Here is a 22,931-nt window from a genome sequence, read left to right as displayed (position 1 = left end):
CTCGCGCGCCTCACAAGGAGGTCCCCATGTTCGACTTTCACCCCCAGCTCAAGCAGCGCTTCGCTGCCTTGCGCACGGGCGCCGAATTCTTTTCCCTGCGCTATGTGCGCGAGTCGAACCAGTACCTGTCGGTACGCAAGAACATTGCCGAACCACCGAGCCTGGGCCGTGACGAAGGGGCGATGCTGACCGTGCGGGTACGTGGCGTAGAAGCCTATGCCGCCACCAACGACCTGTCGCCGCGCGGCCTGCAAGCGGCCCTCGACCGCGCCGAGCAACAGGCCCGGGTGATTGCCGCCCATGCCCTGCTGGACCTGCGCGCGCAGCCGGTGTCCAGCCACCGTGCGGACTACCTGTCGCCGAACCTGGAGCAAGCTTTCCCGTCCCTCAGCGATTGCTACCAGTTACTGGGCGACGAGTCGGCCTCGGTGCCCAAGGATGAACGCCTGGTGAACTGGCAGGTGGGCATCGGCGTGACCCAGGTCGAGCAGATCTACCTCAACAGCGCCGGCGCCGAGCTGCGCCAGGCCCAGCGTTTCGTCTACCCGGGCCTGGACGTGACCGCCTACGACGGCAGCGACAGCCAGACCCGCAGCCTGGGACGGGAGAATTTCGGCCAGCAGGGCGCCGGCGATGTGATCAGCCGCTGCGGCCTGCTGGGGGCCGCGCCCCGGGTGGCCGACCAGGCCCTGCAACTGCTGCTGGCGCCGAACACCCCGCAAGGCCAGCGGGACCTGCTGCTGATGCCGGACCAGATGATGCTGCAGATCCACGAATCCATCGGCCACCCCCTGGAGCTGGACCGCATTCTCGGCGACGAACGCAACTACGCCGGCACCAGCTTCGTCAAACAGGAAGACTTCGGCCGCCTGCAATATGGCTCGTCCCTGCTCAACGTGACCTTCGACCCACAGATTCCCGAGGAGCTGGCCAGCTACGGCCATGACGACGACGGCACCGCGGCGAGCAAGCAGTTCCTGATTCGCGAGGGCCTGCTGGTGCGTCCCCTGGGCGGCGCCTTGTCGCAATACCGCAGCGGCCTCGATGGCGTTGCCAACAGCCGCGCCAGCAGTTGGAACCGCGCACCGATCGACCGCATGGCCAACCTCAACGTCGAACCCGGCGACCAGCCACTGGAACGCCTGATCGGCCAGATCGAAAACGGCATCCTGATGTCCACCAACCGCTCCTGGTCCATCGACGATGCGCGCAACAAGTTTCAGTTCGGCTGCGAATGGGGCCAACTGATCGAAAACGGCGAGCTCAAGGGCGTGGTCAAGAACCCCAACTACCGGGGCATTTCCGCGCAGTTCTGGCGCAACCTCAGCGCGGTGGGCGATCGCAGCACCTTCCAGGTCCTGGGCACGCCCAACTGCGGCAAGGGCGAGCCCAACCAGGTGATCCGCGTCGGCCATGCTTCGCCGGCCTGCGTGTTCAGCAAGATTGACGTATTCGGAGGAGACGCCTGATGACCAGGACGATGAATCAGGCCCAGCAGTTCAAGGATCTGGTGCACTGGCTGCAGGAGGCAATCAGGGCGCCGGAGCAGTTCACCCTCAGCTACTCGGCCGAAGCCTCGGAGTTCATCCGCTTCAACCACGCCAAGGTGCGCCAGGCCGGGCAGGTGCAACAGGCCAGCCTGCGTTTCAAGCTGATCGATGATGGCCGTCACGCCGACCTGGACATCACCCTGAGCAATGACCCCGAGGTCGATCGCCAGCGCCTGGCCGAGGGCTTGCAACAGTTGCGGGACACCCTGCCGTTACTACCGGCGGACCCCTACCTGATGCTCAACCACAGCCAGTGGCAATCCCATCACGTACAGGAACACCCGCTGCCCGGCAGCGAACAGGTGGTGGCGCAGATCGGCCGCGCGGCGGCAGGCCTGGATCTGGTGGGCATCTACGCCGCCGGCCCCATCAGCCGCGGCTTCGCCAGCTCCGCCGGGGCTTTCGGCTGGCACCAGGCCAATAGCTTCAATTTCGACTTCAGCCTGTTCCACGCCAACGGCGAAGCGGTGAAGGCCAGCTATGCCGGACACGCCTGGGACAGCGACGCCTTCGCCCAGCGCTTCGATCAGGCCCGCCGGCAGTTGGAGTTCCTCGGCCGCCCGCTGCGTACCCTGGCGCCCGGGCAGTACCGGGCCTACCTGGCTCCGGCGGCCCTGGAGGAAATCATGGGCATGCTGGCCTGGGGCGGCTTCTCGGCCCAATCGATTGCCAGCAAGCACAGCCCCTTGCAGAAACTCTATGCCGGCGACGCCGCCCTGAGCCCGCTGATAGCCCTCGACGAACAGGTCAGCGGCTCCCTGAGCCCGGCGTTTTCCGACGAAGGCTACCCGCGCAGCGACCTGTCGCTGATCGCCCGGGGCGCGGCCAATGAGCGCTTGATCAACTCCCGCAGCGCCGCCGAATACGACCTGAGCAGCAATGGCGCCGGCAGCGGCGAATACCCCAGCGCGCTGAACATGGCGGCGGGCCAATTGCCCCAGCAGGAGATCCTCAAGCAATTGGGCACCGGCCTGTACATCAGCAACCTCTGGTACCTGAACTACTCGGACCTGCCGGCGGCGCGCCTGACCGGCATGACCCGCTTCGCCACCTTCTGGGTGGAAAACGGCGAGATCCAGGCCCCGGTCAGCACCATGCGTTTCGACGACAGCGTCTACAGCCTGCTGGGTTCGCAACTGGAAGCGCTGACCGAACAGCGGGAGCTGCTGCTGTCGGCCAGTACCTACGGCCAGCGTCAGACCGCCTCGATGCACCTGCCCGGAGCACTGGTCAGCCGCCTGACCCTGACCTTGTAGGAACTGCCCTCAAAGCTGTAGGAGCTGGCTTGCCAGCGAACGACGCAACGCCCCGGCCCAAATGCAACGCGCCCTTCGCCGGCAAGCCGGCTCCTACCTGAACTCACATAGAGGTCCCATGCCCGAACGCTCGCCGCTCGATGCCACCACTGCCCGCTGGCTGCCCTGGGTAGTGGCCATCGCCTTCTTCATGCAGTCCCTGGACGGCACCATCCTCAACACCGCGCTGCCGGCCATGGCCCAGGACCTGGCGGAGGACCCGCTGCGCATGCAGGGGGTGATCATCGCCTACATGCTCACCGTGGCCCTGCTGATCCCGGCCTCGGGCTGGATCGCCGACCGCTTCGGCACCAAGAAGATCTTCTTCGGCGCCATCTTGCTGTTCAGCGTCGGTTCGCTGCTGTGCGCCCTGTCCAACACCCTGAGCCAACTGATCGGCGCCCGGGTGATCCAGGGCCTGGGCGGGGCACTGATGCTGCCGGTGGGGCGGCTGGTGGTGCTGCGGGCCTACCCGCGCTCGGAGCTGGTACGGATCATGGGCTTCATTACCATTCCGGGGCTTCTGGGGCCGTTGATCGGCCCGACCATGGGCGGCTGGATGGTGCAGTACCTGACCTGGCACTGGATTTTCCTGATCAACCTGCCGGTGGGCGCCGTGGGCTGCTACGCGGTATGGCGCTTCATTCCCGATCTGCGGGGCAGCGAACGCACGCGCTTCGACGGCCTGGGCTTCGTGCTGTTCGGCGCGGCGATGGTGCTGATCACCATCGCCATGGAAGGCCTGGGTGAACTGCACTTGCCGCACCTGCGGGTGATGTTGTTGCTGTTCGGCGGCCTGGCCTGCCTGGCGGCCTACTGGTTGCGGGCCGGACATGTCGACAATCCGCTGTTCGCCCCGTCGCTGTTCAAGGTCCGAACCTTTGCCGTGGGCATCCTCGGCAACCTGTTCGCGCGCCTGGGCAGCGGCGCCCTGCCGTTCCTGGTGCCGCTGCTGCTGCAGGTGGCCCTGGGCTATTCACCGTCCCAGGCGGGGATGAGCATGCTGCCCCTGGCGGCCGCGGCCATGTTCGCCAAATCCATCGCCCGGCCACTGATCGAGCGCCTGGGCTACCGCATCGTGCTCACCGGCAACACCCTGGCCCTGGGCCTGATGCTGGCGAGCATGGGGCTGGTCAGCGAACAGACGCCCTACCCGCTGCTGCTGGCCATGCTGGCGGTACTGGGAGCGATCAACTCGCTGCAGTTCACGGCCATGAACACCGTGACCCTGATCGACCTCGACGATGCCGCCGCCAGCAGCGGCAACAGCCTGCTGTCGGTGGTGGCGCAACTGTCCCTGAGCCTCGGGGTCGCCTGTGCCGGTGCGCTGCTAGGTGGTTTCACTGCACAAGTGGGCAATGACGGCGTGGACACCGTGCTCGGGGCCTTCCAGCTGACCTTCCTCACCGTGGGCATCATGGCGATGCTGGCGGCGGCGATCTTCCTCCAGCTGTCGCCCAGCGATGGCCGCCGCGCACGCAAGGTCGAGGAACAGCACATCGAGCACTGAGCCCCGCACACCTCCCTCCGTAGGAGCCGGCTTGCCGGCGAAGAGGCCGCCATGCGGGTGCACAATCTTCGGCAGCGCCGTTCGCTGGCAAGCCAGCTCCTACGCAGAACCGCCCCTGCGCGGTTGCTCGTCCAGAATTTGCAGGTTGTGGGAGCGGGACTGATACACTGCGCGACATTTTGTTTTGCAGGCCAGTACCGTGACCACCATCGCCACCGCTTTTAATACTTTGCCCCTGTCTCCCGCCATGCTGGCTAACCTCGACTCCCTCGGTTATGCCCAGATGACGCCGATCCAGGCGCAAAGCTTGCCGGTGATCCTCAAGGGCATGGACCTGATCGCCCAGGCCAAGACCGGCAGCGGCAAGACCGCAGCCTTCGGCATCGGCCTGCTGAACCCGATCAATCCGCGCTACTTCGGCTGCCAGGCCCTGGTGATCTGCCCGACCCGCGAACTGGCCGACCAGGTGGCCAAGGAAATCCGTCGCCTGGCCCGCGCCGAAGACAACATCAAGGTCCTGACCCTGTGCGGCGGCGTGTCCTTCGGCCCGCAGATCGCTTCCCTGGAACACGGCGCCCACATCATCGTCGGCACCCCGGGGCGTATCCAGCAACACCTGCGCAAGGGTTCGCTAGTGCTTGATGGCCTGAACACGCTGATCCTCGACGAAGCCGACCGCATGCTCGACATGGGTTTCTACGACGCCATCGAAGACATCATCGAGCAGACCCCGTCGCGCCGGCAGACCCTGCTGTTCTCCGCCACGTACCCGGTGGGCATCAAGCAACTGGCGTCGAAATTCATGCGTGATCCGCAGACGGTGAAAGCCGAAGCGTTCCACGACGACACGCAGATCGAACAGCGTTTCTACGAGATTTCCCCGGAAGAACGCATGAGCGCAGTGACCAAGGTCCTGCACCACTTCCGTCCGGCTTCCTGCGTCGCTTTCTGCTTCACCAAGCAGCAAGTGCAGGAAACCGTCGATCACCTGACCGCCAAAGGCATCTCCGCCGTCGGCCTGCACGGCGATCTGGAACAGCGTGACCGCGATCAGGTGCTGGCAATGTTCGCCAACCGCAGTACCTCGGTACTGGTCGCCACCGACGTGGCCGCCCGTGGCCTGGACATCGATGCGCTGGACATGGTGATCAACGTCGAGCTGGCCCGCGATTCGGAAATCCACATTCACCGCGTTGGCCGTACCGGTCGCGCTGGCGAAAAAGGTATCGCGGTCAGCCTTGTCGCTCCGTCCGAAGCCCATCGCGCGCAAGCCATCGAACAGCTGCAGAAAACCCCGCTGAACTGGGATCAGATCGACAACCTCAAGTCCCAGGGCGGCGCCCCGCTGCAGCCACCGATGAGCACGCTGTGCATCGCTGGCGGGCGCAAGGACAAAGTGCGTCCGGGCGATATTCTCGGTGCACTGACTGGCGACGCCGGGATCCCTGGCGCCCAGGTCGGCAAGATTGCGATCTTCGACTTCCAGTCGTATGTGGCGGTTGAACGCACCGTGGTCATGCAGGCGCTGCAGCGTTTGAACAACGGCAAGATCAAGGGCCGCTCGCTGCGCGTGCGCGTCCTCTAACCCCACCGCCCCTACACAAATTTGTGCGAGGACACCGTTTTGCGTTCTACCCAAGTCGTGATCATCGGCGCTGGAGCGGCCGGGCTGATGTGCGCCCTGACCGCGGCCGGCCGGGGTCGTGAAGTACTGCTGCTGGACCACGCCAACAAGGCCGGCAAGAAGATCCTGATGTCCGGCGGTGGCCGCTGCAATTTCACCAATATGTACACCGAGCCCGCCAACTTCCTTTCGCAGAACCCGCATTTCTGCAAATCGGCCCTGGCCCGCTACACCCAGTGGGACTTCATCGGCCTGGTGGCCAAGCACGGCGTGCCCTACCACGAGAAGAAGCTCGGCCAGCTGTTCTGCGATAACAAGTCCAGCGACATCCTCGGCATGCTGCTCGACGAATGCGACCAGGTCGGAGTCGAGTTGCGCCTGGACACCTCGATCCAGCAGATCGAGAAGCTTGAGTCCGGCTACCTGCTGCAGACCACCCTGGGCGCGGTGCAGTGCCAGTCCCTGGTGATCGCCACCGGCGGCCTGTCGATCCCGACCCTGGGCGCCACCGGCTTCGGTTATCAAGTGGCCAGGCAGTTCGGCCACGAGCTGCTGCCAACCCGTGCCGGCCTGGTGCCGTTCACCATCACCGACCAGCTCAAGGAGCTGTGCGGCGAGCTGTCGGGGACCTCGGTGGACTGCCTGGTGAGCTGCAACGGGCAGAGCTTCCGCGAGAACATCCTCTTCACTCACCGCGGCCTCAGTGGTCCGGCGATCCTGCAGATTTCGTCCTATTGGCAGCCCGGCGACAGCGTCGAGATCAATCTGCTGCCGGACCACGATGCCCTGGGCTGGTTGCAACAGCAGCAGGCCGAGCGCCCCAACAGCGAACTGAAAACCCTGCTGGGGGAGATCTTCACCAAGAAGATGGCCGGCCTGCTGGCCGAGCACTGGTTCGTCTCCAAGCCGATGAAGCAGTACACCCCGGCGGAGCTGGCGGACGTGGCGCAGAAACTCGGCAACTGGCAACTGGTGCCGGCGGGCACCGAAGGCTACCGCACCGCCGAAGTGACCCTGGGCGGGGTCGACACCCGCGAAGTGTCGTCCAAGACCATGGAATCGCTGAAAAGCCCGGGGCTGTATTTCATCGGTGAAGTGCTGGACGTCACCGGCCACCTGGGCGGCTTCAACTTCCAGTGGGCCTGGGCCTCGGGCTACGCGGCAGCACAATACGTCTGATTCCACCTCCTCCCCTGTAGGAGCGAGCTTGCTCGCGAAAGCGCCGGCATTTCTCGCCGGCACGCCCGTGGGGCATGACAGCGGGCGACGCCTGGCATTCACGGAACAGAATTTGCTGGCAGATGTGACGGCGGCATTGCGCCGTCGTCAATACTGGCTCAATTTAGCTGCATCGCCCCGGAAGGCCTGTCCCACTCCATGTCATCGACCTCTTTTCGTCAGTCTCTGCGCCGCCTCTGGGCGCTGGATAAATTCAGCTACAGCGTGCGGGTGTTCATCGCCCTGACCGGCAGCATGGCGCTGTGCTGGTATCAGGATGAAATGGGCCTGCTGATCCCGCTGTTCCTCGGCATCATCGCCAGCGCCCTGGCGGAAACCGACGACAGCTGGCAAGGCCGGCTCAATGCCCTGGCCGTGACCCTGGTGTGCTTCAGCATTGCCGCGCTGTCGGTGGAGCTGCTGTTCCCCTACCCCTGGGTCTTCGCCATCGCCCTGGCCCTGGCCAGCTTCGGCCTGACCATGCTCGGGGCGCTGGGGGAGCGTTATGGCGCCATTGCCTCGGCGACCCTGATTCTCTCGGTCTACACCATGATCGGCGTCGACCAGCGCGGCGGCGCGGTGATCGATTTCTGGCACGAGCCGGTGCTGCTGGTGGCCGGCGCCGCCTGGTACGGCCTGCTCTCGGTGCTGTGGCAGGCGCTGTTTTCCAACCAGCCGGTGCAACAGAGCCTGGCCCGGCTGTTTCGCGAGCTGGGTTTCTACCTCAAGCTCAAGTCGTCGCTGTTCGAGCCGATCCGCCAGCTGGATGTGGAGGCCCGGCGCCTGGAGCTGGCCCAGCAGAACGGCAAGGTGGTGGCGGCCCTCAACGCGGCCAAGGAGATCATCCTGCACCGGGTCGGCAATGGCCGGCCGGGGTCGAAGGTCAGTCGCTACCTGAAGCTGTACTTCCTCGCCCAGGACATCCACGAACGCGCCAGTTCGTCCCATTACCCGTACAACGCCCTGGCCGATGCGTTCTTCCACAGCGACGTGCTGTTCCGCTGCCAGCGCCTGCTGCGCCAGCAGGGCAAGGCCTGCCGGGCGCTGGCGGAATCCATCCAGCTGCGCCAGCCATTCGTCTATGACGCCAGCTTCGCCGAGGCCCTGAGCGACCTGGACGCGTCCCTGGAGCACCTGCGGATCCAGAGCAACCCGGCCTGGCGCGGGCTGTTGCGCTCGCTGCGGGCCCTGGCGGCGAACCTCGGCACCCTCGATCGCCTGCTCAGCGACGCGAGCAACCCCGACGCCCTGGCCGATGCCACCGACAGCAGCCTGCTGGATCGCTCGCCACGCAACCTCAAGGATGTCTGGACCCGCCTGCGCACCCAGATGACGCCGACTTCGCTGCTGTTTCGCCATGCCCTGCGCCTGCCCCTGGCGCTGAGCATCGGCTACGGCATGGTGCATTTGATCCACCCGTCCCAGGGCTACTGGATCATCCTCACCACGCTGTTCGTCTGCCAGCCCAACTACGGCGCCACCCGGCGCAAGCTGGGCCAGCGGATCGTCGGCACGGCCATCGGCCTGACCATCGCCTGGGCGCTGTTCGACCTGTTCCCCAGCCCCCTGGTGCAGTCGTTGTTCGCCATCGCCGCCGGGGTGGTGTTCTTTACCAACCGCACCACCCGCTACACCCTGGCCACCGCCGCGATCACCCTGATGGTGCTGTTCTGCTTCAACCAGGTGGGCGACGGTTACGGGCTGTTTCTGCCGCGGCTGTTCGATACCCTGCTGGGCAGCCTGATCGCCGGGCTGGCGGTGTTCCTGTTCCTGCCGGACTGGCAGGGCCGGCGCCTGAACAAGGTGCTGGCCAACACCCTGACCTGCAACAGCATCTACCTGCGCCAGATCATGCAGCAGTACGCCGCCGGCAAGAGCGACGACCTGGCCTACCGCCTGGCCCGGCGCAATGCCCACAACGCCGACGCGGCGCTATCCACCACCCTGGCCAACATGCTCATGGAGCCGGGGCATTTCCGTAAGGAGGCCGACGTGGGCTTCCGCTTCCTGGTGCTGTCCCACACCCTGCTCAGCTACCTGTCGGGCCTGGGCGCACACCGGGAAACCCGACTCCCGGACGAGGTTCGCGAACAGCTGATCAATGGCGCGGGCGTCAGCCTGGCGGCGAGCATCGATGAAATCGCCCAGGGCCTGTCCAACAAGACCCCGATCGCCATCCACAGCGATGCCGAGGAAGCGCTGGCCAATGAGCTGGAGCAGATGCCGGATGAGATCGACGAAGGCCAGCGCCTGGTGCAGACCCAACTGGCACTGATCTGCCGCCAACTGGGCCCGTTGCGGACCCTGGCGGCGCACTTGATCAAGGACACCAGCAGCGCCACCTAACCGTAGGAGCCGGCTTGCCGGCGAAGAGGCCCTTGAGTCCTGAATCGCCCTCGGGGACGTGTTCGCTGGCAAGCCAGCTCCTACAGCACCGTGTTCGGTTACATACCGTGCTGGCGCAGCAGGCGATCGTAGCTGCCGTCGGCTTTCATGGCGGCAATCTCCCGGTCGAACCGGGCCACGATCTGCGCATGCTCGGGATTCTTCAGGCTCACCAGGATATGCAGGCTGTTCTCGCTCAACGGCTTGGGCAGGAACTCCACGGCGTTGCGCACCCGCGGTGACTCGCGGGCCAGGTAGTAACGGGCGACGTACTCATCTTCCAGGGTCAGCTTGACCCGGTCCGCCGCCAGCATGCGCACCGCCATGGCGAAGTTGTGCACCGGGACCTTCTGCAGGTCCGGGTCGCTGTCGAACTCCGGGGAATAGGCATAGCCACGCACCACGGCCACCGGGTAATCGTGCAACTGCTTGAGGTTGCTGTATTCCAGCGGGGCGTCCTTGCGCTTGATGAAGCGCACCCGGTTGAGCATGTACTCCGCGGAGAACTGCCCCAGGTGGGTGCGCTCCTCGTTGTACCAGGCATTGACCAGCACGTCGTAGCGACCCTCGCCGATGCCCAGCAGGGCCCGGGCCCAGGGCACCTGCTCGAACTCGCTGGCATAGCCGGCGCGGGACAGAGCGGTACTGACGATGTCGGTGGCCACGCCACCATTGACCAGGGTCGCGTCGGTGAAGGGCGGCCAGGCATCAGCGACCAGTCGCAATTTCTCCGCAGAAGCGCTGTGGCCCAGCAACAGCAATCCGATCAAGGCTAACGCTCGATGCAATCGCAGCATGCTAATAGATCCTTAGCGGGCACTGAGCCCGGCGCGTTCCAGCCCACACTCAAGGGATGCGACCCGCGCTCGACGGCTCGCCCCAGGTCCTAACATTAGCTCATCAAAGCCAATGCGCAGGACTTGAAAACAGATTACACAAAGAAGACAAATGCCGGTTAGCGCAGTAATGGCATTTTGACCTATCTCACAGAAACAACTTCACCGCGTTAACCCACAAGACATCCTCGGGCGATGTGCCTAGTATTTCGCGCAGCACTTTCTAGAGGAGCTGGAAATGACCATCGAATGGGTCTGCAAGCATCACACCGATCTGGGCAAGGAACAGCTGTACGCCATCCTGCAACTGCGCACCGAAGTCTTTGTCGTGGAACAGAAATGCCCCTATCAAGAGGTCGATGGCCGTGACCTGGAAGGCGACACCTGCCACCTGATGGCCTGGGACGGTGACCGGCTAGTGGCTTACCTGCGCCTGCTGGACCCGATCTCCCAGGGCGGTGATGTGGTGATCGGCCGCGTGCTCATTGCTGAACAGGCGCGCGGCCAGGGCCTGGGCCATACCCTGATGGAGCAGGCGCTGAAGCAGGCAGAACGGCATTGGCCCGACACCCCGATCTACCTCTCGGCCCAGGCTCACTTGCAGGCCTACTACAGTCGCTACGGTTTCGTGGTGGCGGGCGAGCAATACCTGGAAGACGGTATTGCGCACATTGGCATGCGCCGGTCCTGAGTCTCAGGGATAGCCCAGCACGGCCTTGATCTGCCGCAGGTTGGGCTCGATCCAGCCCTTGTCGATGGCGCCCCAGTTGTGGATCCGGTAGCGCCCGGCGTGATTGCGGGCGCCATCTTGCTGTTCGAATTCGCAGAGGATGTCCAGGTCCGCCAGGGCGGCGATGGTGTCCTGGGCGGTGCGCCGGGGCATGCCGGTGACTTCGGTGAGCGCCGGTACGCTGCTGGCCAGCCCGCTGTCGATCAGATACGCCACATACAGGCGGCGGTAGAAACTGCTCTTGGTCTTGCTTACATCCATCGCTCACTCCCTATTGCCATGAATTAATCCGCCGCCCCCGCCCTGGCTTGCAAGTCGCGCCAGGTCAGGTAGACCCGCAGGTCGAATTCCAGCTGGTGATAGCCCGGCAGCATGTGCTCGCAGAGCTTGTAGAACGCCTTGTTGTGCTCCGACTCCTTGAAGTGCGCCAACTCGTGCACCACGATCATCCGCAAGAATTCCGGCGCCGCCTCCTTGAACAGCGAGGCAATGCGGATCTCCTTCTTGGCCTTGAGCTTGCCGCCCTGCACCCGGGACACCGTGGTGTGCAGGCCAAGGGCGCGGTGGGTCAGGTCCAGGCGGTTGTCGAACAGCACCTTGTCGATGGCCGGCGCGTTGCGCAGGTATTCCTGCTTCAGCTCCAGGGCGTAGCTGTACAGCGCCTTGTCACTCTGCACCGCATGCTTGTGTGGATAACGCCCACTGAGGTACTCCCCCAGGCGATCTTCGACGATCAGCTGACGCACTTGCTGTTGCAGGGCGACGGGATAGGCCTGGAGGTATTTGAGTGCGGTCATGGAGGGGCAGCGCAAGGTACGAAGGCCGCCAGTGTAGCGAATTCAGGCCGGCAACGCGCTCCAGTCAAAGGGCTGGGCAAACTGGCTGGCGCTGGCGGCGGTCAGCGGCCGGGCCACCAGGAACCCCTGCACGTATTCGCAACCGTTGGCCTTGAGCCATTGGTACTGCTCGTGGGTTTCCACGCCTTCGGCGATCACCAGCAAGCCGAACTGCTTGCACAGGTCGATCACGCTGCGGGCGATGGCGGCGTCCCGCGGCGAGGTCAACAAGCGGGCGATCAGGTGCCGGTCGAGCTTGAGGGTGTCCAGTTGCAGGTCACGCAGATAGGCCAGGCAGCAACTGCCCGAACCGAAGTCGTCCAGGGCCACCCGCACTCCCAGTTGATGCAACTGCTGCAACTGCTTGCGGGTCTCGGCCAGGTTCTGGGTCAACGCCGCCTCGGTGACCTCCACTTCCAGCTGGCGCGGCTGCAAGCCATGGCGCACCAGCACCTGACGCAGTTCATTGGCCAGATTGGGCATGCCGAACTGGGTGGCGCTGAGACTGACCCCCAGCACCAGATCGGGGCTGAACACCTGCTCCCAGTCCTTGCGCTGGGCGGCCCCCTGCTGATAGATCCAACTGCCCAGGCGACTGATCAGCCGCGCCTCTTCCAGCAGCGGCAGGAACAGCCCCGGCGGCACATCGCCGACACTCGGGTGGCGCCAGCGTAACAAGGCTTCGAAGCCGCGCAAACGACCATCGGCGATGGCCACCTGAGGTTGATACACCAGGGTGAATTCCTTGCGCTCCACCGCGCTGCGCACGCTTTCTTCGAGCATCAGTCGGGAGCGTGCACGGCCATTCATCTCGTGATCGTAGTAGCGATATTGCTGGCGGCCCGCACGCTTGGCTTCGTACATCGCGATGTCTGCCGCCCGCAGCAGGCCGTCCAGGTTGGAGCCGCAGTCGGGATAGATGGCGATGCCGATGCTGGCGCCCAGCACCACCTCCAGACCGTCGATCTGCTGGCTGATGGACAGGCGCTCGATCAGCCTCTCGGCGATTTTCGCCGCCTGCTCGGGGAAGCTCAGTTCCAGCAGGGCCGTAAACTCATCACCGCCCATGCGTCCGAGAATGTCGAAGGAATGCAGGCACTCCTTCAACTGCTCGGACACCCAGCGCAGCACCCGGTCGCCGGCATCGTGCCCCAGGGAGTCGTTGACCCGCTTGAAGCCGTCAAGGTCCAGGTAGAGCAGGACCAGGGTCTTGCCCGGACGATCACCGCGCAACAGGATGTTTTCCACCGTCTGGTAGAAACCGCGGCGGTTGAGCAGCCCGGTGAGCGGGTCGGTGACCGCCTGATATTCCAGTTGCTGATGCAGGTGACGTACTTCGGACATGTCCAGCAGGGTCACCACCATGGCCTTCTGCTCACTGGGCAAGGGCGCACAGGACAACGCCACGCTGAGCTGCTGGCCGGGCACGGTACGCAGCAGAGCGTCATGCAGGCGATAGGTCTGCCCGCGTCGATAGCAGGCCAGGAGCTCGGATTCGCTCCAGTCGGGAACATGGGGCTTTTGCAGATAGTCGAGGAACAGCGACCCCTCCAGCTCTTTCACCTGGGCATTGAGCAAGCGCGAAACCGCCGGATTGGCGTAGCGCACCCGTCCGCTCTCATCCACCACCAGGATGCCTTCGGCAGCGTTGTCCAGCACCGAGGCGTTGAACGCCCGCGCCACCTCCAGATCATGACTGAGCTGCTGCAGAGCGCGACGATTGCGCTGGTGCTCCAGCAGCGCCTGGACCTTGGGCTTGAGGATCTGCGGGTCGAACGGCTTGAACAGGTAATCCACCGCGCCACTGGCATAACCCTTGATCACGGCGTCCTGGGACTGTTCGTTGGCGGTGAGGAAGATGATCGGGGTCAAACGCGTGCGCTGGCTGCCGCGCATCAGGCGGGCCACTTCGAAACCATCCATGCCGGGCATCTGCACATCCAGCAGGACCAGATCCACTTCATGCTCGAGCAGCAGGCTCAGGGCCTCAAGACCAGAGGCCGCGGTCATCACCCGCCAGTCCTGGCGCTGCAACAGTGCCCGCATGCTCAGGAGGTTTTCAGGATAGTCATCAACGATCAGAAGAGTGGAGTCGCCTTCGAGGGCCTCCGGTTGCACGCATTCCATGCTGCTTCTCTTGTCTGTAATAAGACTGAACGGGTGAGAAAACCTGACAAATACGAAAGCACTCTAGACCCGGATCCTGAAAAGCAGAAGCTGCCACCCCGCCATCGCTTCACCAATGGCCCCGGCACCCGACTAACGGTCACAGTTATGCCTTATAGAACCCGGGGAAGATGGCATTTAGACATTTTGCTGACGCCATTTATCCGCCATACGGACATTCCAGGCAGCCGCTTCTACGCTATAAAGACGCCCTGAGAAGCGCAGGCTAAAGCCTTCGGCGCCCTGCACTAGACCTTCCCCATTGCGGAGTCTCCAGCATGATCGACCTGGCAACCTGGAACCTCAGCGTTCCCGTCGGCAACCCACCGGCGACCATCGACACCCCGACACTGGTCAAAGGCTTCAAGGACCGGTACTTCCACTCCGACAGTGGCACCCTGTTCTTCTGGTCACCAGTCACCGGCTCGAAGACCGAGAACGCCATCTATCCGCGCACCGAGTTGCGCGAAACCTACGCCGACGGCACTCTGCGCAATTGGACCTACCCCGAAGCCGACAACCTGCTGCACGCCACCCTGGCGGTGAACCAGGTGCCGTCGTCGGGCAAGATCGTCGTGGGCCAGATTCACGCCTACAACAGCACCAAGCCCCTGGTCAAAGTGGAGTACCAGTACAAGACCAGCAAAGGCAGCGGCACTATCGTGGCCAAGGTGCGCATGCGCCCGGACGACGAAGAGGGCCGGGTCATCACCCTGGCCGAAAACGTGCCCCTGAATCGCGATTTTTCCTACCTGATCCATCTGAGCCCAGGCGGCGCCCTGGAACTCAGTGCCGCCGGCCAGCAATGGGATGGGCAGTTGAGCGCGAGCTGGCGCGACAAGCCGCTGTATTTCAAGGCCGGGGTTTATGTACAGGACAACAGCGGCTACACCAGTGAAGGCGGCAAGGTGACCTTCTCCAAGCTGGATATCGACCACAACAAAATCTAGGCCCCTCCTGCCGGCGCAGGCTGCCTTGAGCCCTGCGCATGCCCAGAGGCCTCTTCGCTGGCCAGCCAGCTCCTACACAGCAGCACCTCGATCACCTGTAGGAGCCGGCTTGCCGGCGAGAGCGCCCTATACATGCCCAGAGATCATTTTCGCTGGCCAGCCAACGCCCGCGGAGACAGAAATGCCGGACACAAAAAAGCCCGCATCGCTGCGGGCTTTCCGGATGACCCCAAGGCTTAGTTGACCTTGGCGTTCAGCTCACCTTTGAGGTAACGCTGGAACATCGCTTCCAGGGAGATCGGCTTGATCTTCGAAGCGTTGCCGGCGGTGCCGAAGGCTTCGTAACGAGCGATACACACATCGCGCATGGCGGTCACGGTGGCGCCGAAGAATTTACGCGGGTCGAACTCGCTCGGGTTGGTGGCCATCAGGCGGCGCATGGCACCGGTGGACGCCAGGCGCAGGTCGGTGTCGATGTTGACCTTGCGCACGCCGTACTTGATGCCTTCGACGATTTCCTCAACCGGCACGCCGTAGGTTTCTTTGATGTCGCCGCCGTACTGGTTGATGATCGCCAGCCACTCTTGCGGAACCGAGGACGAACCGTGCATCACCAGGTGGGTGTTGGGGATGCGCTTGTGGATTTCCTTGATGCGGTCGATGGCCAGCACGTCGCCGGTAGGCGGCTTGGTGAACTTGTAGGCGCCGTGGCTGGTGCCGATGGCGATGGCCAGGGCGTCGACCTGGGTCTTCTTGACGAAGTCCGCGGCTTCTTCCGGGTCGGTCAGCATCTGGCTGTGATCCAGCACGCCTTCGGCGCCGATGCCGTCCTCTTCACCGGCCATGCCGGTTTCCAGGGAGCCCAGGCAGCCCAGCTCGCCTTCTACCGACACGCCGCAGGCGTGGGCCATGGCCACGGTCTGCTGGGTGACGCGCACGTTGTACTCGTAGTCGGTCGGGGTCTTGCCGTCTTCGCCGAGGGAGCCGTCCATCATCACCGAGGAAAAGCCCAGCTGGATGGAACGCTGGCAGACGTCAGGGCTGGTGCCGTGGTCCTGGTGCATGCACACCGGGATATGGGGGAATTCTTCGATGGCGGCCAGAATCAGGTGGCGCAGGAACGGCGCACCGGCGTATTTGCGGGCGCCGGCCGAAGCCTGGACGATCACCGGAGAGTCAGTCTTGTCAGCGGCTTCCATGATGGCGCGCATCTGCTCAAGGTTGTTGACGTTGAAGGCTGGAACGCCGTAGCCGAACTCGGCTGCGTGGTCCAGCATCTGGCGCATGCTGATGAGTGCCATTGTGTGTGTCTCTCCCGGTCGAGGGTCGTTAATCGTGCAAGCCTGCCGTAGCGGCGACTGCTGTTCAAGTGATTGCAGATCGGGGGTCGGCCCGCTCTGTTGTATCCGTTAAAACCAATTCTCTACAGCCCTGTAGGAGCCGGCTCGCCGGCGAAAGCGGCCTTGAACCTTGCACAGGTCTGGAAGGCCGCCTTCGCTGGCAAGCCAGCTCCTACATGGCCTTGCAGCCGCGGCCGATCAGGTCGTTGGTGGCGACCCAGTAGACCAGGCCCTCCTCGCCCTTGACGTGAAACGCCAGCATGTCGTCGCTGTACAGCGAGCCCGAACCACTGGGCTCAAGCTTCAGGCGCCGCACCTGGTCGTCGCCCCCCAGGCGCACGTCGACCGTCTTGCGGCTGTCGTCGGTATAGCGCCACAGCACCTGGGCCTGGCTGTCGCAGGTCCAGGTCGTCCAGTTGTCGGTGGCCGGCGACTTGAGCAGGTTCAGGTTGGCGCAACCGGCCAAGGCTCCCAGCATCGCCACGGCGATCAAAGCTTTCATCAATGTTCCTCGGCCGGCAGCCCGGAGGCTCCAGCGCATTGCGTTATCCGATCTGACCGGTCAAGGGCAACCCTGTTCCCTGGTCTTTGACGGTGTCTCGTACTTCTCCAGGCCTTCGGGGCCCAGGCGCTTGTTGATCACCGGCGCAGTCTCGGCCTGCCAGTCGGCCTGATAACAGCCCTGGCCCGGCTCGCCGGCTTCGTCCGCCGGCTTTGCCTGCGGGGCACTGGAGCACCCCGCCAGCAGCGCCACGACCATCAACAGTGGCAAGGTCTTGACCATCAGAACACTCCTTTGCCCGGCCAATCGAGGCTTCAGGCCTTGGCCCGGGCTTCCAGGACTTCAACCGCCGGCAGCACCTTGCCTTCGACGAATTCGAGGAAGGCGCCGCCACCGGTAGAAATGTAGGAGATCTGCTGGGCAACGCCATATTTGTCGATGGCCGCCAGGGTGTCGCCACCACCCGCGATGGAGAACGCTGCGCTGTCGGCGATGGCCTGGGCCAGCACTTGGGTGCCGTTGCCGAACTGGTCGAATTCGAACACGCCTACAGGGCCGTTCCAGAGGATGGTCCTGGAGGACTTCAGCAGCTCGGCGAACTGCGCGGCGGTCTGTGGGCCAATGTCGAGGATCATGTCGTCAGCGGCCACATCGGCGATCAGCTTGACGGTCGCGGCGGCGCTTTCGGCAAACTCCTTGGCCACCACAACATCCACCGGCAGCGGCACGCTGACCTTGGCGGCGATGGCGCGAGCGGTGTCCAACAGATCCGGCTCGTACAGCGACTTGCCCACCGGGTGCCCGGCAGCAGCCAGGAAAGTGTTGGCAATGCCGCCGCCGACGATCAGCTGGTCGCAGATCTGGCTCAGGCTGTTGAGCACGTCCAGCTTGGTGGACACCTTGGAACCGGCAACGATGGCCGCCATCGGCTTGGCCGGGTTGCCCAGGGCCTTGCCCAGCGCTTCCAGCTCAGCGGCCAGCAGCGGGCCTGCGGCGGCCACTTTGGCGAACTTGGCCACGCCGTGGGTCGAACCCTCGGCGCGGTGCGCGGTGCCGAAAGCGTCCATCACGAACACATCGCACAGGGCGGCGTATTGCTGGGCCAGTTCGTCGGCGTTCTTTTTCTCGCCCTTGTTGAAGCGCACGTTCTCGAACAGCACGACGTCGCCGGCCTTGACCTCGACGCCACCCAGGTAGTCGGCCACCAGCGGCACTTCGCGGCCCAGGGCGCGGCTCAGGTAGTCGGCCACTGGCTTGAGACTGTTCTCGGCGGAGAACTCGCCTTCGGTCGGACGGCCCAGGTGCGAGCAGACCATCACTGCCGCGCCCTTTTCCAGGGCCAGCTTGATGGTCGGCAGCGAAGCCAGGATCCGCGCATCGCTGGTGACAGCGCCGTCCTTGACTGGGACGTTGAGGTCTTCGCGGATCAGCACACGCTTACCTTGCAGATCGAGGTCGGTCATCTTCAACACGGTCATGGGTCGCAATTCCTGGGTTACTGTTGTTCAGAAACAGAGAGTTTAGTGGCAGAGCGTGGAGTGGCTGTTTGCAGGTAGTGCCCAGCAACATCCAGCATCCGGTTGGCAAAGCCCCATTCGTTGTCGAACCAGGCCAGGATGTTCACCAGCCGGGGGCCGGAAACACGGGTCTGACTGGCATCGACGATCGCCGAATGGGGGTCATGATTGAAATCACAGCTCGCGTGGGGCAGCTCGGTATAGGCCAGCAGGCCCTTGAGCGGACCGCTGGTGGCGGCCTCGCGCAGAATCCGGTTGACCTCCAGGGCGTCGGTATCGCTCACGGTCTGCATCGTGATGTCGAGGCAGGACACGTTGACCGTCGGCACCCGCACGGCTTTGGCCTGGATTCTTCCGGCAAGTTCCGGCAGCAGGCGCTCGATGCCTCGCGCCAGGCCGGTGGACACCGGAATCACCGACTGGAACGCCGAACGGGTCCGGCGCAGGTCTTCGTGGTGATAGGCATCGATCACCGGCTGGTCGTTCATCGCCGAGTGAATGGTGGTGATCGACACGTACTCCAGGCCAACGGCCTGATCCAGCAGGCGCAACAGCGGCACGCCGCAGTTGGTGGTGCAGGAGGCATTGGACACCAGCAGCTCGGCGCCGGTCAGGCAATCCTGATTGACTCCATAGACGATGGTGGCGTCGACATCCGCCTCGCTGGCCATCGGCTGGGAGAACAGCACCCGCGGCGCGCCGGCGTCGAGGAAACGCTGGCCGTCTTCACGGGTGTGGTAGGCACCGGAGCATTCCAGCACCAGATCGACGTCCAGTGACGCCCAATCGATGCCTTCGGGGGTGGCACTGCGCAGCACTTTCACGCAGTTGCCATTGATATGCAGACAATCGCCGTCGACCTTCACCTCACCGGGAAACCGGCCGTGGGTGGAGTCGAAGCGTGTCAGGTACTCGACGCTGGCCATGTCGGCCAGATCGTTGATGGCGACGATCTCGAACCCGGCCGCGGCCCCTCGCTCGAACAGAGCACGCAAGACGCAACGACCAATCCGGCCGTAGCCGTTGAGTGCAACTTTATAGGGACGCGGTTGAGGCATGGGGTTCTCAATGACCGGTAATGAAACCATCAGCTGCGTGCTGCCTGCGCCATCGTCATCGCGAGCAAGCTCGCTCCCACAAGGACGACATACATCCTTGTAGGAGCGAGCTTGCTCGCGATTGCATCAGTGCAGACAACCCGGCTTCCGGGTTTAGTCTTCCAGCAGCTCTTCGGCCTGGCCCAGGATGTTGTCCAGGGTGAAACCGAACTCTTCGAACAGAGCCGACGCAGGGGCCGATTCGCCGTAGGTGGTCATGCCGATCACCCGACCTTCCAGGCCGACGTACTTGTACCAGAAGTCGGCATGGGCAGCTTCGATGGCAATCCGCGCGCTGACCTGCAGCGGCAACACCGACTGCTTGTAGCCGGCATCCTGGGCGTCGAACACGCTGGTGCACGGCATGGACACCACACGCACCTTGCGGCCCTGCTCGGTCAGCTTGTCGAACGCCTGGACCGCCAGGCCCACTTCCGAACCGCTGGCGATCAGGATCAGCTCAGGCTCGCCTGCGCAGTCTTTCAGCACGTAGCCACCGCGGCTGATGTCGGCGATCTGGCCGGCATCGCGGGTTTGGTGCTGCAGGTTCTGGCGGGAGAAGATCAGCGCCGAAGGACCGTCCTTGCGCTCCAGGGCGTACTTCCAGGACACCGCCGATTCCACGGCATCGGCCGGGCGCCAGGTGTCGAGGTTCGGGGTGCTGCGCAGGCTGGTCAGTTGCTCGATCGGCTGGTGAGTCGGGCCGTCTTCGCCCAGGCCGATGGAGTCGTGGGTGTAGACGTGGATCACCCGCTGCTTCATCAGCGCCGACATGCGCACCGCGTTGCGAGCGTATTCCATGAACATCAGGAAGGTCGCGCCGTAAGGCACCAGGCCGCCGTGCAGGGCGACGCCGTTCATGATGGCGGTCATGCCGAACTCGCGCACGCCGTAGTACATGTAGTTGCCGCTGGCGTCTTCAGCGCTGACGCCCTTGCAGCCTTTCCACAGGGTCAGGTTGGAACCGGCCAGGTCGGCCGAGCCGCCGAGGAACTCGGGCAGCAGCGGACCGAAGGCGTTCAGGGTGTTCTGGCTGGCTTTACGGCTGGCGATGGTTTCGCCCTTGGCCGCCACCTCAGCGATATAAGCGTTGGCCTTCTCGGCGAAGTCCGCTGGCAGATCGCCGGCGAGACGACGCACCAGTTCGTTGGCTTCGGCAGGGAACGCAGCGGAGTAGGCAGCGAAACGCTGATCCCATTCGGCTTCCACGGCGCGACCGGCTTCCTTGGCATCCCACTCGGCGTAGATGTCAGCCGGGATTTCGAACGGGCCATGGTTCCACTTCAGCGCAGCGCGGGTCAGGGCGATTTCCTCGGCACCCAGTGGCGCGCCGTGGCAGTCTTCCTTGCCCTGCTTGTTCGGCGAACCGAAACCGATGGTGGTCTTGCAGCAGATCAGGGTCGGCAGCGGGCTCTTGCGCGCGGTGTCGATGGCGATCTTGATTTCTTCCGGATCGTGGCCGTCGACATTGCGGATCACCTGCCAGTTGTAGGCTTCGAAACGCTTCGGCGTGTCATCGGTGAACCAGCCTTCGACTTCACCATCGATGGAGATGCCGTTGTCATCGTAAAAGGCGATCAGCTTGCCCAGGCCCAGGGTACCGGCCAGGGAGGCCACCTCGTGGGAAATGCCTTCCATCATGCAGCCATCACCCAGGAACACGTAGGTGTGGTGATCGACGATGTTGTGGCCCGGACGGTTGAACTGCGCCGCCAGGACTTTTTCCGCCAGGGCGAAGCCCACGGCATTGGCCAGGCCCTGGCCCAACGGACCAGTGGTGGTTTCCACGCCCGGGGTGTAGCCGAATTCCGGGTGGCCCGGGGTGCGGCTGTGCAGTTGGCGGAAGTTCTTCAGGTCATCGATCGACAGGTCGTAGCCGGTCAGGTGCAGCAGCGAGTAGATCAGCATCGAGCCATGACCGTTGGACAGCACGAAGCGGTCACGGTCGGCGAAGGATGGATTGCTCGGGTTGTGCTTGAGGTAGTCACGCCAAAGTACTTCGGCGATATCCGCCATACCCATGGGGGCACCTGGATGGCCGCTGTTGGCTTTTTGCACGGCATCCATGCTGAGGGCACGAATGGCGTTGGCACGCTCACGACGGCTGGGCATCGCTGATCTCCTGAGGATTGAATAAAACGAAACGGAAAAAAGGCCTGCATTTTCCCTCAGGCGTCTGGCGGGGGCAATGACAGATAGTCACTCAGGCATGTTTTTCCCACGGATAAGCCGGCAATCACCAGGGAAAACCCACTTGTCGCCGGCCGACAGGGCCGGCCAAGGCTCTGGCAGAGGCCTCCCACCAGGCAATATCAAAACTTTTTGATATTGATCTTGCAGGCCTTTGCAGGCACCTCTAGACTGCGCCCCTATGAACCTGAGCGCCCCCTCCATTGAGCATGACGATTGCGACGAGCTGGCCGCCCTGTGCAAGGCCGGCGGCGATCCTTTGCGACTCAATGTATTGCGCGCCCTGAGCAACGACTCGTTCGGCGTACTGGAACTGGCGCAGATCTTTGCCATCGGCCAGTCGGGCATGAGCCACCATTTGAAGGTCCTGGCCCAAGCCAGCCTGGTGGCGACCCGCCGTGAAGGCAACGCGATTTTCTATCGCCGCGCCCTGCCCCACACCGAACTCCTGGGCGGCAAGCTGCACGCCGCCCTGCTGGACGAAGTCGACCAGATGCGACTGCCGGCGGATGTCCAGAATCGGATTGGCCTGGTGCACCGGCAACGGGCCGCAGCCAGCCAGGACTTTTTTTCCCGGGTGGCGGATAAATTCCGCGCCCAGCAGGACCTGATCGCAGGACTGCCCCAGTACCGCGACAGCGTGCTCGCGCTACTGGACAAGCTGAGCTTCAAGGCAATGGCCACGGCCATTGAAGTGGGCCCTGGCGACGGTGGTTTTCTCCCCGACCTGGCCCGACGCTTTGCCCGGGTCACCGCGCTGGACAACAGCCCGGCGATGCTTGAACTGGCCCGTCAGCTGTGTGAACGCGAAACACTGGCTAACGTCAGCCTGCAACTGGCCGATGCACTGGATGGCGTACAACTGACGGCCGACTGCGTGGTGCTGAACATGGTCCTGCACCATTTCGCCGCACCGGCCGAGGCCCTTAAGCAGATGGCCCAATTGCTGCAACCAGGCGGCAGCCTGTTGGTAACAGACTTGTGCAGCCACAACCAGAGCTGGGCCAAAGAGGCTTGCGGCGATCTCTGGCTAGGGTTCGAACAAGATGACTTGGCCCGTTGGGCCACCGCTGCGGGACTGACTCCCGGGGAAAGCCTCTATGTAGGCTTACGTAATGGTTTCCAGATCCAGGTCCGCCATTTTCAGCGACCGGCTGGCGACACTCACCATCGGTAAATTTTAGG

19 protein-coding genes are annotated in these 22,931 nt (G+C 63.8%); 9 read left to right on the top strand and 10 right to left on the bottom strand.

Features of this window, described 5'->3' with window-relative positions; genetic code table 11:
* Positions 1 to 26 precede the first annotated feature (26 nt).
* From BLV47_RS01175 to yccS, 6 genes are all read left to right on the top strand, one after another.
* The gene (locus BLV47_RS01175) at positions 27 to 1,469 is read left to right on the top strand and encodes a TldD/PmbA family protein (protein ID WP_092308992.1); all 1,443 of its coding nucleotides are present in this window, start codon (positions 27 to 29) and stop codon (positions 1,467 to 1,469) included.
* The gene (locus tag BLV47_RS01170) at positions 1,469 to 2,806 is read left to right on the top strand and encodes a TldD/PmbA family protein (protein WP_092308989.1); all 1,338 of its coding nucleotides are present in this window, start codon (positions 1,469 to 1,471) and stop codon (positions 2,804 to 2,806) included. Before BLV47_RS01175 ends, BLV47_RS01170 begins: the two co-directional genes overlap by 1 nt.
* Positions 2,807 to 2,924: 118 nt before the next feature.
* Complete coding sequence (gene mdtD, locus BLV47_RS01165) at positions 2,925 to 4,355, top strand: multidrug transporter subunit MdtD (protein ID WP_092308986.1); 1,431 nt, start codon at positions 2,925 to 2,927, stop codon at positions 4,353 to 4,355.
* 247 nt (positions 4,356 to 4,602) lie between these two features.
* Positions 4,603 to 5,940 (top strand): ATP-dependent RNA helicase DbpA, encoded by a 1,338-nt coding sequence (gene dbpA / locus BLV47_RS01160; protein ID WP_244168923.1) that lies wholly within the window; start codon positions 4,603 to 4,605, stop codon positions 5,938 to 5,940.
* Between the two features lie 39 nt (positions 5,941 to 5,979).
* Complete coding sequence (locus BLV47_RS01155; RefSeq protein WP_092308983.1) at positions 5,980 to 7,158, top strand: BaiN/RdsA family NAD(P)/FAD-dependent oxidoreductase; 1,179 nt, start codon at positions 5,980 to 5,982, stop codon at positions 7,156 to 7,158.
* Positions 7,159 to 7,356: 198 nt separating this feature from the next.
* Positions 7,357 to 9,543, top strand: coding sequence for a YccS family putative transporter (yccS, locus tag BLV47_RS01150; RefSeq protein WP_092308980.1), 2,187 nt, complete (start codon positions 7,357 to 7,359; stop codon positions 9,541 to 9,543).
* A gap of 98 nt (positions 9,544 to 9,641) precedes the next feature.
* On the opposite strand, the gene BLV47_RS01145 is transcribed toward yccS, so the two are convergent.
* Positions 9,642 to 10,379: a substrate-binding periplasmic protein gene (locus BLV47_RS01145; RefSeq protein ID WP_092308977.1), complete on the bottom strand. Its 738-nt coding sequence runs from the start codon at positions 10,377 to 10,379 to the stop codon at positions 9,642 to 9,644.
* A 277-nt stretch (positions 10,380 to 10,656) separates the two neighbouring features.
* On the opposite strand from BLV47_RS01145, the gene BLV47_RS01140 reads away from it, so the two are divergent.
* Positions 10,657 to 11,109, top strand: coding sequence for a GNAT family N-acetyltransferase (locus tag BLV47_RS01140; protein ID WP_092308974.1), 453 nt, complete (start codon positions 10,657 to 10,659; stop codon positions 11,107 to 11,109).
* Between the two features lie 3 nt (positions 11,110 to 11,112).
* Here BLV47_RS01140 and BLV47_RS01135 read toward each other — a convergent pair whose 3' ends face one another.
* The 3 genes from BLV47_RS01135 to BLV47_RS01125 are packed head-to-tail and all read right to left on the bottom strand — an operon-like array spanning position 11,113 to position 14,111.
* The gene (locus BLV47_RS01135; RefSeq protein WP_011063952.1) at positions 11,113 to 11,409 is read right to left on the bottom strand and encodes a winged helix-turn-helix domain-containing protein; all 297 of its coding nucleotides are present in this window, start codon (positions 11,407 to 11,409) and stop codon (positions 11,113 to 11,115) included.
* Positions 11,410 to 11,432: 23 nt separating this feature from the next.
* Entirely contained in the window at positions 11,433 to 11,945 is a 513-nt protein-coding gene (locus BLV47_RS01130; RefSeq protein WP_092308971.1) for a M48 metallopeptidase family protein, read from the bottom strand.
* A 42-nt stretch (positions 11,946 to 11,987) separates the two neighbouring features.
* Positions 11,988 to 14,111 (bottom strand): putative bifunctional diguanylate cyclase/phosphodiesterase, encoded by a 2,124-nt coding sequence (locus tag BLV47_RS01125; RefSeq protein ID WP_092308968.1) that lies wholly within the window; start codon positions 14,109 to 14,111, stop codon positions 11,988 to 11,990.
* Between the two features lie 317 nt (positions 14,112 to 14,428).
* Between BLV47_RS01125 and BLV47_RS01120 the strand changes: the two genes are divergently transcribed.
* Positions 14,429 to 15,100 (top strand): polysaccharide lyase family 7 protein, encoded by a 672-nt coding sequence (locus BLV47_RS01120; RefSeq protein ID WP_092308965.1) that lies wholly within the window; start codon positions 14,429 to 14,431, stop codon positions 15,098 to 15,100.
* A 236-nt stretch (positions 15,101 to 15,336) separates the two neighbouring features.
* Here BLV47_RS01120 and fba read toward each other — a convergent pair whose 3' ends face one another.
* The 6 genes from fba to tkt form a co-directional block, all read right to left on the bottom strand.
* Entirely contained in the window at positions 15,337 to 16,401 is a 1,065-nt protein-coding gene (fba, locus tag BLV47_RS01115; protein ID WP_003229012.1) for a class II fructose-bisphosphate aldolase, read from the bottom strand.
* Between the two features lie 211 nt (positions 16,402 to 16,612).
* Positions 16,613 to 16,942, bottom strand: coding sequence for an MliC family protein (locus tag BLV47_RS01110; RefSeq protein ID WP_092308962.1), 330 nt, complete (start codon positions 16,940 to 16,942; stop codon positions 16,613 to 16,615).
* Positions 16,943 to 17,002: 60 nt separating this feature from the next.
* The gene (locus BLV47_RS01105; RefSeq protein ID WP_092308959.1) at positions 17,003 to 17,224 is read right to left on the bottom strand and encodes a hypothetical protein; all 222 of its coding nucleotides are present in this window, start codon (positions 17,222 to 17,224) and stop codon (positions 17,003 to 17,005) included.
* A 32-nt stretch (positions 17,225 to 17,256) separates the two neighbouring features.
* Positions 17,257 to 18,420, bottom strand: coding sequence for a phosphoglycerate kinase (locus tag BLV47_RS01100; protein ID WP_092308956.1), 1,164 nt, complete (start codon positions 18,418 to 18,420; stop codon positions 17,257 to 17,259).
* Between the two features lie 17 nt (positions 18,421 to 18,437).
* Positions 18,438 to 19,517 (bottom strand): erythrose-4-phosphate dehydrogenase, encoded by a 1,080-nt coding sequence (epd, locus tag BLV47_RS01095; protein WP_092308953.1) that lies wholly within the window; start codon positions 19,515 to 19,517, stop codon positions 18,438 to 18,440.
* Positions 19,518 to 19,670: 153 nt separating this feature from the next.
* The gene (gene tkt, locus BLV47_RS01090) at positions 19,671 to 21,668 is read right to left on the bottom strand and encodes a transketolase (protein WP_092308950.1); all 1,998 of its coding nucleotides are present in this window, start codon (positions 21,666 to 21,668) and stop codon (positions 19,671 to 19,673) included.
* A gap of 259 nt (positions 21,669 to 21,927) precedes the next feature.
* Between tkt and BLV47_RS01085 the strand changes: the two genes are divergently transcribed.
* Positions 21,928 to 22,923 (top strand): ArsR/SmtB family transcription factor, encoded by a 996-nt coding sequence (locus BLV47_RS01085; protein ID WP_092308947.1) that lies wholly within the window; start codon positions 21,928 to 21,930, stop codon positions 22,921 to 22,923.
* Positions 22,924 to 22,931: the final 8 nt, after the last annotated feature.

This window comes from Pseudomonas saponiphila (assembly GCF_900105185.1).
GTDB classification, from domain to species: Bacteria; Pseudomonadota; Gammaproteobacteria; order Pseudomonadales; family Pseudomonadaceae; genus Aquipseudomonas; species Aquipseudomonas saponiphila.
This window is presented reverse-complemented; position numbering and strand designations above follow the sequence as displayed.

Bases quoted from the DNA above. Each gene is read 5' to 3' on its own strand.
- BLV47_RS01120 (WP_092308965.1), top strand. From the start codon at position 14,429: ATGATCGACCTGGCAACCTGGAACCTCAGCGTTCCCGTCGGCAACCCA.
- mdtD (WP_092308986.1), top strand. From the start codon at position 2,925: ATGCCCGAACGCTCGCCGCTCGATGCCACCACTGCCCGCTGGCTGCCC.
- BLV47_RS01100 (WP_092308956.1), bottom strand. From the start codon at position 18,420: ATGACCGTGTTGAAGATGACCGACCTCGATCTGCAAGGTAAGCGTGTG.
- fba (WP_003229012.1), bottom strand. From the start codon at position 16,401: ATGGCACTCATCAGCATGCGCCAGATGCTGGACCACGCAGCCGAGTTC.
- BLV47_RS01135 (WP_011063952.1), bottom strand. From the start codon at position 11,409: ATGGATGTAAGCAAGACCAAGAGCAGTTTCTACCGCCGCCTGTATGTG.
- yccS (WP_092308980.1), top strand. From the start codon at position 7,357: ATGTCATCGACCTCTTTTCGTCAGTCTCTGCGCCGCCTCTGGGCGCTG.
- BLV47_RS01085 (WP_092308947.1), top strand. From the start codon at position 21,928: ATGAACCTGAGCGCCCCCTCCATTGAGCATGACGATTGCGACGAGCTG.
- BLV47_RS01110 (WP_092308962.1), bottom strand. From the start codon at position 16,942: ATGAAAGCTTTGATCGCCGTGGCGATGCTGGGAGCCTTGGCCGGTTGC.
- dbpA (WP_244168923.1), top strand. From the start codon at position 4,603: ATGCTGGCTAACCTCGACTCCCTCGGTTATGCCCAGATGACGCCGATC.
- BLV47_RS01130 (WP_092308971.1), bottom strand. From the start codon at position 11,945: ATGACCGCACTCAAATACCTCCAGGCCTATCCCGTCGCCCTGCAACAG.
- BLV47_RS01145 (WP_092308977.1), bottom strand. From the start codon at position 10,379: ATGCTGCGATTGCATCGAGCGTTAGCCTTGATCGGATTGCTGTTGCTG.
- BLV47_RS01105 (WP_092308959.1), bottom strand. From the start codon at position 17,224: ATGGTCAAGACCTTGCCACTGTTGATGGTCGTGGCGCTGCTGGCGGGG.
- epd (WP_092308953.1), bottom strand. From the start codon at position 19,517: ATGCCTCAACCGCGTCCCTATAAAGTTGCACTCAACGGCTACGGCCGG.
- BLV47_RS01175 (WP_092308992.1), top strand. From the start codon at position 27: ATGTTCGACTTTCACCCCCAGCTCAAGCAGCGCTTCGCTGCCTTGCGC.
- BLV47_RS01125 (WP_092308968.1), bottom strand. From the start codon at position 14,111: ATGGAATGCGTGCAACCGGAGGCCCTCGAAGGCGACTCCACTCTTCTG.
- tkt (WP_092308950.1), bottom strand. From the start codon at position 21,668: ATGCCCAGCCGTCGTGAGCGTGCCAACGCCATTCGTGCCCTCAGCATG.
- BLV47_RS01170 (WP_092308989.1), top strand. From the start codon at position 1,469: ATGACCAGGACGATGAATCAGGCCCAGCAGTTCAAGGATCTGGTGCAC.
- BLV47_RS01140 (WP_092308974.1), top strand. From the start codon at position 10,657: ATGACCATCGAATGGGTCTGCAAGCATCACACCGATCTGGGCAAGGAA.